The organism is Photobacterium sp. WH77, assembly GCF_022014395.1.
In the GTDB taxonomy this organism is placed as follows: Bacteria; Pseudomonadota; Gammaproteobacteria; order Enterobacterales; family Vibrionaceae; genus Photobacterium; species Photobacterium arenosum.
This window is the reverse complement of sequence record NZ_JAKLTE010000021.1, coordinates 13582-27359: the sequence shown is the minus strand read 5'-3', so window position 1 is coordinate 27359 and position 13778 is coordinate 13582. Positions and strand designations below refer to the sequence as shown.

At 52.5% G+C, this 13778-nt stretch carries 12 protein-coding genes; 10 read left to right on the top strand and 2 right to left on the bottom strand.

Annotation, left to right across the window (positions count from 1 at the left end; translation table 11 throughout):
* Positions 1 to 214: 214 nt before the first annotated feature.
* The 8 genes from L6J37_RS17555 (at position 215) to wrbA (ending at position 8608) form a co-directional block, all read left to right on the top strand.
* Complete coding sequence (locus tag L6J37_RS17555) at positions 215 to 1423, top strand: hydroxymethylglutaryl-CoA synthase (protein ID WP_192017324.1); 1209 nt, start codon at positions 215 to 217, stop codon at positions 1421 to 1423.
* 64 nt (positions 1424 to 1487) lie between these two features.
* Entirely contained in the window at positions 1488 to 3434 is a 1947-nt protein-coding gene (asnB, locus tag L6J37_RS17550; RefSeq protein WP_192017325.1) for an asparagine synthase (glutamine-hydrolyzing), read from the top strand.
* Positions 3434 to 4558, top strand: a complete 1125-nt coding sequence (locus tag L6J37_RS17545; RefSeq protein ID WP_192017326.1) for an FAD-dependent oxidoreductase — start codon at positions 3434 to 3436, stop codon at positions 4556 to 4558. The genes asnB and L6J37_RS17545 overlap by 1 nt, the downstream gene beginning before the upstream one ends.
* Before the next feature lies 1 nt (position 4559).
* On the top strand, positions 4560 to 5687 hold the full coding sequence (locus tag L6J37_RS17540; protein WP_237796075.1) for an acyl-CoA dehydrogenase family protein: 1128 nt from the start codon (positions 4560 to 4562) through the stop codon (positions 5685 to 5687).
* Positions 5688 to 5695: 8 nt separating this feature from the next.
* A complete protein-coding gene (locus L6J37_RS17535) occupies positions 5696 to 6175 on the top strand; it encodes a PaaI family thioesterase (protein ID WP_237796073.1) in 480 nt (159 codons plus the stop codon).
* Entirely contained in the window at positions 6172 to 6753 is a 582-nt protein-coding gene (locus L6J37_RS17530) for an RICIN domain-containing protein (protein WP_237796072.1), read from the top strand. The genes L6J37_RS17535 and L6J37_RS17530 overlap by 4 nt, the downstream gene beginning before the upstream one ends.
* A 563-nt stretch (positions 6754 to 7316) precedes the next feature.
* Positions 7317 to 7937, top strand: a complete 621-nt coding sequence (locus tag L6J37_RS17525; RefSeq protein WP_192017330.1) for a DsbA family oxidoreductase — start codon at positions 7317 to 7319, stop codon at positions 7935 to 7937.
* Positions 7938 to 8005: 68 nt separating this feature from the next.
* Positions 8006 to 8608, top strand: coding sequence for an NAD(P)H:quinone oxidoreductase (gene wrbA / locus L6J37_RS17520; protein WP_192017331.1), 603 nt, complete (start codon positions 8006 to 8008; stop codon positions 8606 to 8608).
* Between the two features lie 2 nt (positions 8609 to 8610).
* Here the strand turns inward: wrbA and L6J37_RS17515 are convergent, their stop codons facing one another.
* Positions 8611 to 9381, bottom strand: a complete 771-nt coding sequence (locus L6J37_RS17515; protein WP_192017332.1) for an enoyl-CoA hydratase-related protein — start codon at positions 9379 to 9381, stop codon at positions 8611 to 8613.
* A gap of 206 nt (positions 9382 to 9587) precedes the next feature.
* On the opposite strand from L6J37_RS17515, the gene L6J37_RS17510 reads away from it, so the two are divergent.
* Both L6J37_RS17510 and L6J37_RS17505 read left to right on the top strand, forming a co-directional pair.
* Complete coding sequence (locus L6J37_RS17510; RefSeq protein ID WP_237796071.1) at positions 9588 to 10496, top strand: LysR family transcriptional regulator; 909 nt, start codon at positions 9588 to 9590, stop codon at positions 10494 to 10496.
* Between the two features lie 132 nt (positions 10497 to 10628).
* Positions 10629 to 12077 carry an ATP-binding cassette domain-containing protein gene (locus L6J37_RS17505; RefSeq protein ID WP_237796070.1) on the top strand — a complete coding sequence of 483 codons (1449 nt, stop codon included), beginning with the start codon at positions 10629 to 10631 and terminating at the stop codon, positions 12075 to 12077.
* Between the two features lie 622 nt (positions 12078 to 12699).
* Here L6J37_RS17505 and rimK read toward each other — a convergent pair.
* Positions 12700 to 13599, bottom strand: coding sequence for a 30S ribosomal protein S6--L-glutamate ligase (rimK, locus tag L6J37_RS17500; RefSeq protein ID WP_237796069.1), 900 nt, complete (start codon positions 13597 to 13599; stop codon positions 12700 to 12702).
* Between the last annotated feature and the right edge of the window lie 179 nt (positions 13600 to 13778).

Sequence of the window (13778 nt, the reverse complement as noted above, 5' to 3'; positions counted from 1 at the left end):
CTACTTTTGTTTTGTTCTTTTTATGACGTAGTTTTGTGTTTAATGTGTTGATTTTATTCTTTTTTATTTCTTGATTTTTTTATCTTTTAATTTTTTGGTTAATAGCTTTATATTTTTTTCAATTTTATTTTTACCTGCCTTGTCTATTATGAATTCCAACAAGCAATGAGACATTTATTAATCAATAAATTTACTTAAATTAAGGAATGAAAAAATGAACAAGGCAATCAAAGTCGGTATTAATCGCATTGAATTCAGTACCACAGAGAATTATCTCACGCTGGAAAAACTGGCTGAGGCCCATCAGATTGATCCTGCCAAATACCTTTATGGTATAGGTCAGTCAAAAATGGCTGTACCGACGCCGGATGAAGATACCATCTCGATTGCGGCCAATGCGGCGCAGGATGTACTGAATACTATGACACCGGAAGAAGTGAACACCATTTCGACACTCATTTTTGCCACTGAAACGGGTGTTGACCAGTCCAAGTCGGGTGCGGCTTATCTGATGGGACTGATTGACATTCACCCCAACTGCCGGGCTTTTGAAGTGAAGCAGGCCTGTTACGGCGGTACGGCCGGATTACAGATGGCTTGCGATATGGTGCGTGCCCGTCCGGATGAGTCAGTGCTGGTTGTGGCCTGCGACATTGCCCGTTATCAGCAAAACACCCCGGGTGAATGCACACAAGGTGCCGGTGCGGTAGCCATGCTGATTACCGCTGACCCGGACATCATTGAGATTGATGCTGAACGCGGCTGCTACAGTGCCGACATCATGGATTTCTGGCGCCCGAACCAGTTCAAACATGCCCTGGTGGACGGCGAGTTGTCGAAAGATGCCTACCTCAATGTGATGACAAGCAGCTATCAAGGCTATCTGGTCAACGGCGGTAAGCCGCTGGATCAGCTCGAATGGCTCTGCTTCCACCAGCCTTTCACTAAGATGGCCAAAAAAGCCTTTGAGCACCTCAGCGCCCAGTATCCTGAGCAGATGGCGGATAAAACCGATGCCGCTTACAGCATCAGCCAGCAATACGGACGTGAAATTGGCAATACCTATACCGCCAGCCTCTACATTGGCCTGCTGTCTCTGCTTGATAACGCTGAGCAGGATTTGACGGGACAGACAATCGGCTTCTTCAGCTATGGCTCAGGCGCGGTGGGTGAATTCTTCTCGGGCACGGTGAATAAGAATTACCGCCACGCCATTAATACCCTGGCGAATCAGCAAAAGCTGGCTGCACGAACCGCGCTCAGCTACGACACTTATTGTCAGTATATGTACCAGCTGCGCGACTACGATCAGGCCAACATTCGCTATAACCCGACTTCCGGCTCGAACTTCAGGCTGGCCGCGATTCACGACAACAAGCGTGTCTATGAACGTGTGCTCGAGCCAATGAGCAAAGCGGCTTAAAGCCAGACATCGCCACTTTTAACATCCAATCAATACCACTATTTGTTTAATAAGGAAGAGTAACATGTGCGGCTTTGTAACGGTTTATAGTGCGAATCCTCTTAATCAGATCAAACCTGCTCAGATTGAGCAGGGTCTTAAATCCATCATTCACCGCGGCCCCGATGAAGGACGGGTCTGGCAGTCTAATGACCAGCGCATGATAATGGGCCATACCCGGCTGAGTATTATCGGCCTGGATAACGGTATTCAACCGATCCACAGCACGGATGGTGCATTGCATATTGTGGTGAATGGCGAATTTTATGACTTTGAGAAAATCCGCTATGAGCTGACCCGTCAGGGCTGCAAGTTCGTGACCCAGTCGGACAGCGAGATCGCGCTGCACCTTTATCAGCTGTACGGCACCAAAGGGCTGGAAAAACTGCGGGGCGAATTCTCTCTGGTGCTGTTTGACCAGCGTCAAAACCTGGTGATTGCAATGCGTGACAGGGCCGGGGTGAAGCCCTTATTCGTGGCCGAAGATCAGGGCCGCTATTACTTTGCTTCTGAAATCAAAGCCATTATTGATTCTGGCGTTCGCGCTGTCTGGGATGAGGCGTCCTACAACACCCGCGCGTTTTACCTCAAGAATAATACCCTGTTCCAAAATGTACAGTCCGTACCGGCGGGTCACATGATGACCCTGACGCCTTCCGGTGTGACCCAGCAGTGTTACTGGGATATCGACTACCCGGATGCGGAAACGCTCAATGCCAGTACCCTGTCTGATGCTGATGCCATTCAACAGGTGCACGATGCCATTGAAGAGTCAGTGAAGCTGCGCCTGAGAGCGGACGTACCGATTGGGGTATACCTGAGCGGGGGCGTGGATTCCTCGGCTATTCTGGGGATGGCCACTCAGCTGGCGGGCAAGCCGTTTGATGCCTATAACCTGTCCTTTGGTGAAATGGAAGATTACGACGAAAACCGTTTTGCCCGTCTGGCGGCGGAGAAGAACGGTGCCCGTTTCCATACTGTGCCTGTGACGCAAAAAGATCTGGCCGATAATTTTGAAAAAGCCGTCTGGCATAACGAGACCCCGTTTTTTAATGCTCACGGCGTGGCGAAATATATTCTCAGCGGCATAGTACAGGATGCCGGTAACAAAGTGGTGCTGACCGGGGAAGGGGCGGACGAAGTCTTTGGCGGCTACCCGCACTTTAAGCGCGACATGGCGCTGTTTAATACCCAGGGCCAGAACCCGGACGATGTTCAGGCCATCTTACAGAAAATGAAGGCTAATCAGGCGGGTTATACCCAGCAAGGTATGCCGGCGGACGTTGAGTGGCTGACGCAGCAGCTGGGGCACGGGGTATCCTGGCTCGACAATCAGGCGGGCTGGTTCAAAGAGCTGCAAAACGTCTATGCCGACAGCCAGATCGACAGATTTGGTGATGTCGAACCCTACCGTATCTTCTTCAATCAGCTCGATCACCGCAAGCTGGCAGGGATCGACCCGGTACACCGCTCTATGTATCTGTGGGCCAAGTCTTTTCTGCCGAACTTTGTGCTGACCACTTTGGGTGATCGCATGGAAATGGCCCACAGCGTAGAAGGTCGCGTGCCTCTGCTGGACCACCGCGTGATGGAGCTGGCGGCGACATTGCCTGTGCACCTGAAAGTGCGCGGTAATACTGAAAAATTTGTGTTCCGTGAAGCCATGAAGCCTTACCTGCCTGAAGAGCTGTATAAGCGTAAAAAACATTACTTCCGCGCCCCGCCTTCCACGCTGATGCAGCAGGGCCCGCTGTTTGAACTGGTTAACGACACCCTGAACTCGTCCAGCCTGGATGCACTGCCTTTCTTCGACAGCAAGAAAGTACGCCGCCTGCTGGCAGAGATGCCGAAAATGTCACCGCAGCGTCTGGCACTGCTCGACCCTATGCTGATGGAGCTGACCAGCCTGTGCATCTTGCAGCGTAAGTTCAACCTGGCATCGACACCGTCTGTGTATAAGGAAGCGGCATAATGAAAATCGGTATTGTTGGCGCGGGATTAAACGGACTGGCCTGCGCACTGCTGCTGAAAAAGTTCGGGCATGAGGTCACTGTGTTCGAGCGCAGCGAGCAACCGCGGGATTCAGGCACAGGGATCTACGTCTGGCCGCAAGGAGTACAGATCCTGCGCTTCATTCTCAATGACAACAGCTTCCTTAACGAAGGGCAGCCGATAGATTCGCTGGTGACGTTGGATCGCCACGGTAAAGAAGTGCACCGCCAGCTGGTTCAAATGCCGGGGCATGATTTTCCGGCACCGGCTGTGATGTTTGAGCGTCAGCGTTTGTTCAATCTGCTCAAACAGGAGCTGGGCCCGGATGACATCCGCTACGGCGCAGCCTGTACCAAGGTGATCAATACCCGCGAAGAGGCAAAAATTGAAATCAACCACAGTGACTATGAATCTTTTGATCTGGTTGTCGGCACCGACGGTATCTCATCCAAGGTCAGGGAATATGTCTGCGACAGTCAGCCGCACTACACCGGGGTGATCGCTTCCCGGGGCGTGACCTGCTTTGACTGCGACATTCTGGAAGAGAATGCGTGCCAGATTTTCGCCCATGATCAGGCCCGGCTGGTGACTTATCCGCTCGATAACAGCACCCGTTTCCGTTACTGGTTCGTGGCGTACCAGCATGACCTGGACCAGCCCACCCTGAACAGAAACGAGATGGCGCAGCGCCTGGAAGGGCTGCCGGCACCGCTGCTGGAGATGATCGAAAATACGCGGGAAGACAACATACTGACTCTGCCGCTCAACGCCATCACCCCGGGTCATCAATGGTACAACGGCCGTTGTGTGCTGCTGGGTGACAGTATTCACGGCATGTTACCTACGCTGGGTTACGGGCTGACCCTGGGACTGGAAAACTGCTTCATGCTGGCTCAGGCACTGAACGGCAGCTGTTTTGATGACATTCAACCGGCACTCAAGCGCTACCAGACCCGGGTGGCACAGCGTTCCTGCCAGTTAATCGAGGTGATGGAGCAACTGACAGACTTGTTTTATTTCCAGAAAGAAACCGTGCAAAAACAACAGCGTCTCGGCGAGGTGATGGGACGCTTTCACGAACTGGCCCGAACAACGGCATTTTAACATGATGATGAACCAATCTTTTGTAACAGAACTCAACCGCTTTGCGGACCACTACATCAAGCCGTATATCGTGCAATGGGAAGCGGCAGGCGAGTACCCGCAGGAGCTGCACAGTATGGCGGGCAGCGAAGGGATATTGCGGTTAGGCCATAGCGACAAAGACAGCCTCTTTCGCGATACCGACAGTGCCGTGGCGCTGGTGGAAACCCTGACCGCCGGCGGCAGCCAGGGTCTGGCCATGGGGCTGGCGTCTTACCTGGTCAGCTTAAGTGCGCTGCACCAGCATAACGATGGCCGGTTTGATGCCGTGATTGAACAGGTACTCGATGGCGACGCCACCATTTCGCTGGCGATCACTGAACCTCAGGCCGGGTCGGATATTGCTGCGATCACTACTCAGGCGGTGCCGTCGGCGCAACAGGATGAGTTCCTGATTACGGGAGAGAAAAGCTATATCTGTGGCGGTTTGCATGCGAACTATTTTGTGGTGCTGGCGAAGTACGGCGATCGGGCAACAGGCCAGCAAGAGATGGGGCTGTTTCTGGTCGAGCGGGAGCCAGGTACTGTGTCCGGAGAGCGAATTCCCACCCTGGGCTGGCAATGTCTGGACGTGTCGAGCGTCAGGCTGGAGATGGCCAGAGGCCGTCTGATTGCCGGCAGTCAGGCCTGCTTCGGCACACTGAAGATGATGCTGAAAAAGGAGAGGGTCAATCTGGCCGTTATGGCAAACAGCGACGCCAGAAGCCTGCTGGACGACAGCCTGATTTTTGCCCACAAGCGCCAGGTTCACGGTGCGCCGCTGCACAATAAACAGGCCATATTGCACCATCTGGCTGAGATGCAATTGCAGATTTCAGCCACCAGCGCCCTGGTCGCACAAAGTGTGGCCGCGCTGAGAGAAGAGCGCCTGACGGATGAGGCCGCTTGTGTCACTAAGGTCAATGCCACCCGTGCCCTGGATCTGGTATCCAGCCTTGGGGTACAGATTTTCGGCGCCCGGGGCTGTGAAAGGGGGTATTTGCCGGAACGGGTATTTCGCGACGCCAAAATCCTCTCGTTAGGCGGCGGCACCACGGAAGTGTTACAGAACATCATAGGTAAATCACTGATCCATTCTCTGACCAAATAGGAAGAACCATGACTTATTCTGCACAATCGGCGCCATTAAGTGCCTATTCTCAGCTGTTGTCTGAGGCATTAATTAACCACAACTACCAGCAGTTTTGCGGCATTGAGGTGGTAACACAGACCCCTGAGTACTGCAAAACGCGGCTGACTGTCACTGAGCAGATTGATAACCTGAGCCAAACCCTGCACGGCGGGGTGATCTACTCCATGATGGATGTCACCAGCATGCTGGCGACCATTGCCACCCTGGAGGAAGGGGAGTACGCCATCACCAACAACTTTTCTGCCAATATCATGTCAGCGACCAAGCGCGGCGAGACGGTAGAATTTGAAGCCCGCATTACCCGCAATGGCCGCAACCTGCTGTTCAGCCACTGTGAGGCTTACAAAATTAATGCATCCGGCGCTCGCAGCCTGATAGCGACGGCTCAGCTCAGCAAGTTCAAGCGCCGTCAGGCTTTGACTACAACAGCAGAGGTGGCGGCATGAAGCAAAAGATGCTCTCTTTGGGCACACTGGCCGGCGCTCTGGCGGTTACTCTCAGCGCCAGCGTCGCCACAGCCCAGGCAGCACCGCTGAAATCGCCCTCCATTGGCGTGATTCAGCTTGTCGACCCGCTGGACAGACCAAAAGACGGCTTTTGCCTGGATGTGATTGGCTACAGCCCTTATGAGCGGTTGGATCTGCCTTTAATCGCCCATAACTGCAAAAACGGGTTATTCCGGGATCAGGCCATGTCGTTGCTGAAAAGCGGGGAAATTTATCTGCCGGCCTATAAAAAGTGCCTCACCGCCATTGCGCCGCATACTCAGGCCCTGCCGGGTACCGCACTGATGGCGCGAGATTGCGGTGAACATTCCGACTTTCTACAGGCGCAGCCGCTGCAGAAATTTCAGTGGAGCGACGACGGGGAAGTCCGGCTGACAGGCTCTGAGTTGTGCCTTGCGGTGGGAGAGCAATCCGATCAGACCTCATCCCCGCTGCATCGCTGGCGGCCCCTGTCGCTGCAGTCCTGTCAGATCAAAGACACCCGGCTGGCCCGCTGGCAGTTTATTGACAAGTCATGATGCGGGTTCCGTTGTGGTGGCTTGTCTGGTGTACCGTTTTTTACTATCCCTCCGGGCTGGGCCGCAGTCAGTAACAGCGCCAGCCCGAAAGCTTTTTTGTCCGATATATCCTGTCGCCCCTTTTCCGTTCTGAACAGCTGTCCGTCTGTTCGATTATCCGCTTTGGCTGTCTGCCTGCTTGTTCCCCCTGTGCGTTTGTTCACTTGGGTTGCCTGTACTCTCCATTTCCCTTTTCGCTGTCTGCCGGGAAAGCGCAGGCAACGGAGCTGAATCGGTATAGTTATCTGGCTACTGAGCACTGCTTTTTTTCAGCCCGCAAGCAAGGTTAGCGCTTTTTTTGCATTCCTTTTTGCTTTCATTGCTGTCAGTGGTTTGCTTTTAAATTATTAAAAATCAGTTACTTATCTGGTTGTTTGAAATAATTCGATATCAATGCGCCACTCTTTTCAATTTTTTTATCAGGCGGGGGCTCCTAATATCAGTTTCGAGCTTAACGAACAGCAAGCAATGCCTGGCCAGGCTTTAGAGAACAGTTAGCAAGATAACCCAAAGGAAACGAAGCTATGTCTAAAGTAACGATTGAATTTTTTCACGATGCAGTCTGTGGCTGGTGTTATGTCCTGAGCCCACGGCTGCGCAAGCTGGTTGAACGTGCCGATGTCGAAGTCAAACAACGCTGCTTTGTCCTGCAACGTAATGATGAGGAAATGGTGCAGCGCTTTGGCTCTCTGGCGGCGGCCAAATCTGAAATCCTCAACCACTGGGTTGCCTGCCAGCAAAGAGCGGATGATCCGACCCGCTTTAATATTGAAGGCATGCGTGCTCAGCCATTTTCGTACCCGAGCGGTTATCTGGCGGCACTGGGCGCCAAAGCGGCTGAGTTGCTTGGCAATTCTGACACTCACTGGGATTACTTCGATGAAATCCAGCGCCTGCACCTGAAAGTGAACGATAACATTGGCGACCGTGAAGTCATTATCGCCGCGGCGAGCAACATTGGCCTGGATACGGCGGCCTTTACCAAAGCGCTGGACAGCGATGAAGTTCGCCAGGCGGTAGAAGCCGATCTCAATCGTGCCAGAGAGTTTAACCTGCGCAGTATTCCAAGCCTGATTGTCAACGGCGAGCATGTGGTGACTGACACCCTGACCAACGAACAAATCGATCAGCTGTTTTTGCAATAACACCAGAGATAGTCCGGATAACCGGAAAACCTGACAGATTTCTAATTACATTTAAGTGAGATAGCACAATGACGACAAAAGTACTGGTTCTATATTATTCAAGCTATGGGCATGTTGAAACAATGGCGCACGCAGTGGCAGAAGGGGCCAAGAGTGTCAGTGATGTACAGGTCGATGTTAAGCGCGTGCCTGAACTGGTGCCGGAAGAGATTGCCCGTCAATCCGGTATTCAGCTGGATCAGCTGGCCCCGATTGCCGAGCCTGGCGAGCTGGCGAATTACGATGCCATTATCTTTGGTACGCCGACCCGCTTCGGTAACATGGCGGCTCAGATGCGTAACTTCCTCGACCAGACCGGTGGGTTATGGTTTGAGAAGAAACTGGTTGGCAAAGTCGGCAGCGTGTTTACCTCAACCGGTACCGGCGGCGGCAATGAAACCACCTTGCAGTCATTCCATACCACTTTGTTTCACCATGGCATGGTAGTGGTGGGTCTGCCTTACACGGCCTCTGAGCTGACTGATCTGTCGGAAGTCAAAGGCGGTTCTCCGCTGGGCGCGGCCTGTATCGCAGGCGGTGACGGCTCGCGTCAGCCTTCGTCCAAGGAACTGTCGATGGCCCAATTCCAAGGCCAGCATGTGGCTAAGCTGGCCAAGAAACTCAGCCAGTAATCTTAACTGACCCAGGATGGCGGCCGCTTGTCAAAAAAGGCGGCCAGCCCCTCCTGCCCTTCCTCAGAGACGCGGATATCGGCAATGCGCTGCGCAGTCTCAGCAATCAGTTCTGCATCAATCGGTCGGCCGGAAACATCGGAAATCAACTGTTTGGCCGCTATCAATGCCTGAGGTGAATTCTTCAGGATCTGCGTCAGCAACTGCTCAGCCACCTGTTCCGGTTCATCGCTGATTTGGTGAACCAGCCCCAGACGCAGGGCATCTTCAGCATCAAACACTTCAGCGGTCAGAAAATAGCGACGGGCCTGAGATTCCCCCATCGCCCTGATCACATAGGGGCTGATCACCGCCGGAATAAGGCCCAGCTTCACTTCGCTGAGGCAGAAAGCGGCATTACGGGCTGCTATCACAATGTCGCTGCAGGCGATCAGTCCCAGTGCGCCGCCGTAGGCTGCCCCCTGAACCACAGTGATCACCGGCATTCGGGCGCTATTGAGTGTGCTCATCAGGGCCGCGAGCTGCGCGGAGTCCGCCAGATTGGCTTCCCGTGAGTTATTGGCCATCGATTTCATCCAGGCGAGATCGGCACCGGCTGAAAAATGTTTGCCGCGGCCGGATAACAAAATAGCTTTCGCCTGTTCCTGATGGGCCCGGTCGATCATGGCGATCAGGCCGGCGATCACTTGTTCGTTCAGCGCATTATGCACCTGCTCGCGGCTAAGCTGGATGTGGGCACAGCCACGTTGGTCAAGCTGATACTCAATAGTCATGTTTTCTCCCTTCCGTGATGTTGTTTTTCTATGGCAGGCCGACAGCAGATGCCGTAGCTGCATAGATCGAGTTCACAATTTCATTTTTATTCATTGTGTTGCTAATCGTTAAGTTGCACTATAACTTGGTTTTCAGTCAATGTTCAGCAAATGTTCAGCAAATAAAAAAACATAACGAGAGTGAGTGGGTTAGAGGGATATCAATCATGTCAGCGCGCGTAACCTTAGAAATGTGGCGGGCTTTTATTGCGATTGCCGAGCAGGGCAGCGCAATGAAGGCGGCCCAGAAATTGAATAAAAGCCAGTCGGCTGTGTGTCACAGCATCAAGAAAATGGAGTCCTTACTGGGGCATTCACTGTTTATCGTCGAAGGCAGAAAATCTACCTTAACGGATCTGGGACACAGTCTGTTACCGCGGGCACAAAGTTTACATAACAATGCAACCCAGATTGAAGCGCTGGCCTCGAAATACCAGGGGCAGCTGATGACAGAAATCAATGTGGCTGTGGATGTTCTGCTGCCGTTCGATTTTATTCAGAGCGTGTTTGAGCGCTTTTATCAGGCCTATCCAATGGTTTCGATACGGGTATTTGAAACCTCGTTATCCGGTGCCGGGCAGTTGATGGAGTCGGGCAGCGTGTCGCTGGCAATTGCCGGCCGTCTTCCCAAAGAAACCGTGCTGGAACCCCTGGCTGAGATCGAACTGCTTTGTGTCTGCGCCCCTTCTTTTCCGCTGGCAACAGAAACTCAGGTATTTCAGCCGGAGCTCAAACGTTATCGCCAGGTGGTGATCCGTGATTCAGGCAATCAGAATGTGGACAGTGGCTGGCTGGGATCCCACCAGCGACTGACGGTCAGCAGCCTGACGGCAGCGATGGCGTCGGTCGAGCAGGGACTGGGGTTCGGCTGGTTACCCGCGCACAGTATTGCCGATAAGCTGGAGGACGGTGATTTGGTACCGGTTGATCTGACCAAGGGGAAAAGCCGGGTTGTCAGGTTGCAACTGGGGATGAGCCCGGATCAGGCGCATGTGGGGGAAGTGAATACCCTGTTCGAGTTGTTCAGCAACCTGAAAACTATGATTGAATCCCCTCCGAGTCCCGCCCTGGTGTGAGAAATCAGAATATGAGTATGTCAGGCTGACGTGTCAACGTCGGCCTTTTTATTGTCTTAACAGTCAGGAACGCATAGAAATCAGCCAGCAAGTTATGCACTATGGGGGGATGAGTGACAAAGGGAAGTCGTTATGTATATTCAGGATTTAAAACATCACACCGAGTCGGCATCACTGTATATCGCAAACTGGCACATTGAACCGGGCCAGCACTGGGGGATATTTTCCACCCACAGTCATGCCGCTTCGCTGCTGGTCAGAATGTTCAGTGGCGAACTGACGCCGCAACAAGGCCAGATCCATGGTCTGCCGCAATCTGTTGCCTGTATTTCATTGCATGAACAGCAAAGACTGCTTGATCTGGAACTGGACAAAGACGAGACCGATTTTTCCGACAGCATTGATTACGGCACCACGGTCGAAGCTCTGGTGCTGGAAGCCGGGTGCAGCGCAGCGGAGCTGGAAGCACTGCTGGCAAAGACGGATCTCCTTCGGCTCAGGCTACGGGGATTTCGTCAGCTATCTACCGGTGAGACCCGCAGGGTGATGCTGGCACGCGCGCTGGCAACCAAGCCAGCATTGCTGATTTTAGATGAGCCCTATGCCGGTCTGGATGTGCAGCACCGTCAGGCTTTGTCGCAGTTGCTCGATGAGCTGTCGCAACAGATGCAACTACTGATAGTGACTTCGCGGGAAGATGAGTTGCCGCCGTTTATCAGTCATGTTGCGCTGTTTGACGAGAAGCAGCTGTCGCAGGTGCTCAGCCGTGATGCCTGGTTGTCGCACCCTGTGATGGCGCAGATGAAAGCCTTGTCCGCGCAAAAAAGTGACGCCATGCTGGCCTTGCTACAGGCCCATCAGGCGGAGCATGATTACCCCAACCCCTTGGTTTCAATGCGGGATGCCAAAGTGGAATACGTGGGGAGCAGGATTTTTTCCGGCGTAAACTGGCAGATAGAGCAAGGCCAGCACTGGCAGGTTCGTGGCCCGAACGGGTGCGGGAAAAGTACGTTACTGGGACTGGTGCTGGGGGATCATCCGCAGTGCTACAGCAACGATGTGACCGTGCTGGGCATGAAGCGCGGCAGTGGCGAGACTATCTGGGACGTGAAAAAACATATTGGTGTGGTCTCTTCGGCCTTGCACCTGCAATACCGCGTCGGCTGCCCGGCGCTGGATGTGCTGTTGTCAGGATTTTACGACTCCATTGGTTTATACCAGCAGCCGAGCAAGCGCGAAGTGCTGCTGGCTCGTGAATGGCTGGGGCTGCTTGAAATGGCGGAGTTTGAAAAAGTCAGTTTCCGGGAACTCGACTATGGTCAGCAAAGATTGCTGCTGATTGGTCGTGCCCTGATCAAACAACCTGCTTTACTGATATTGGATGAGCCGTATCAGGGGCTGGATTATCTCAATCGCAAGCTGGTGTATCAGGCGCTGAATCGTATAGCCTCAGCGAAGATCAGCCAGTTGCTTTACGTGACGCACCATGAAGAAGACGCGTTAGAGGCGATTGAGCATTTTGTGGATTTTGTCGACGATCCTGAGGGGGGCTACCGGGTGAACATTTATTCCTCTGCATAAAAGTGAAATGCTGAACCCTGAAATGCCGGTACAAGGTTCAGCTGAAAAATTGCCTGAAAAGCTGTACGTGTTTTTTGTCGTTTAAAATCATTACTTTAAAATGATTTTTTAACTTTTCCATTTAAGATGTGATTTTGAGCAGTATAATGCTGGCTTAAGCACAAAAAGCTGTACCAGTGGGGACTGCGAACTTTTTGTGAGCCATGAACCGTCGTTATCAGTAACTGGGTTCACCGGGTAAAAAGCCGGAAAAGCTGTACGCTTAACGATCTCATTTAAAATCAATCAGTTAGGGTGTTTAATGTCGTCTTAATTAGTAAGCTCTGATTGAGTGCATAAAAAAGCTGCCTTGAAAGGTAAAAGCTGTTTCATCTTAACGGTCTTGTCTTAATGGCTTTGCTAAACTCTGTCCGCCACTGAAAAAGACGGCATCAGCGTCATCTGGAAAATAACTGAAAAAGCTGTACGAAATTTAAAATTGTTTATTATCAGTATCTTATCTGTATTTTCAGGCGGGCATTTCAGAGAGGGCTAACAGCGGTCAGCTTATTGGTGTTTTTGTCGAAAAAGTCTGTACTGGCTGCCCCTGGGTGCCAGAGGCAGCTAATCGCGATACGTAGGCTTATTGCTGCTGGTGACGGCGCTTTTTAGCCGCGTGTTTTTCTATGTACTCAATGATCATGCCGGCAATGTCTTTGCCGGTGGCATGCTCGATACCTTCCAGGCCCGGGGAAGAGTTCACTTCCATGATCAGCGGCCCGCGGTTGGAGCGCAGCAAGTCAACACCCGCCACATTCAGTCCCATGGCTTTTGCCGCCGCCACCGCGGTGCGGCGCTCTTCCGGAGTAATACGCACTAAGGAAGCACTGCCACCGCGATGCAGGTTGGAGCGGAATTCTCCCTCGGCGGCCTGGCGCTTCATTGACGCGATTACTTTGTCACCCAGTACGAAGCAGCGGATATCGGCACCGCCGGCTTCTGCAATGTATTCCTGAATCATGATGTTGGCTTTCAGGCCCATGAAAGCTTCAATCACACTTTCCGCGGCTTTCTGGGTTTCTGCCAGCACCACACCTATACCTTGTGTGCCTTCCAGCAGTTTGATCACCACAGGCGTCCCGCCGACCATTTTGATCAGATCTTTGACATCGTCAGGTTTGCTGGCAAAACCGGTGATCGGCATACCGACGCCTTTGCGGCTCAGCAACTGCAGGGAGCGCAGTTTGTCTCTGGAGCGTGAAATTGCAATCGACTGATTGATGGAAAAGACATTCATCATTTCAAACTGACGCAGAACAGAACAGCCGTAAAAAGTAATATCGGCCCCGATGCGCGGAATGATGGCATCAATGCCGACCACATCATGACCTTCAAAATGAATAGAAGGTTGCACAGAATTGATATTCATGTAGCAGCGCAGGGCGTTAATGACCACGGCTTCATGGCCCCGTTGTTCGCAGGCTTCGCGCAGGCGTCGGGTGGAATACAGGTTTGCGTTCTGGGACAAAATGCCAATTTTCATCGTGTTCTCGTCAAAAAGCTGGAGGGATCCGAGCGGAGGGGCTGGCAACCTTAGAATTTCTGCTCGGTAAAACGGACGCAGAATATGCCCTGAAAGTGACCAAGAATCGAGAGGTTGGACCATGATCTCTTTTAATGGTGACGAGAAGAAAATTTACTCAACAAGGGAAGGCAGAAGAT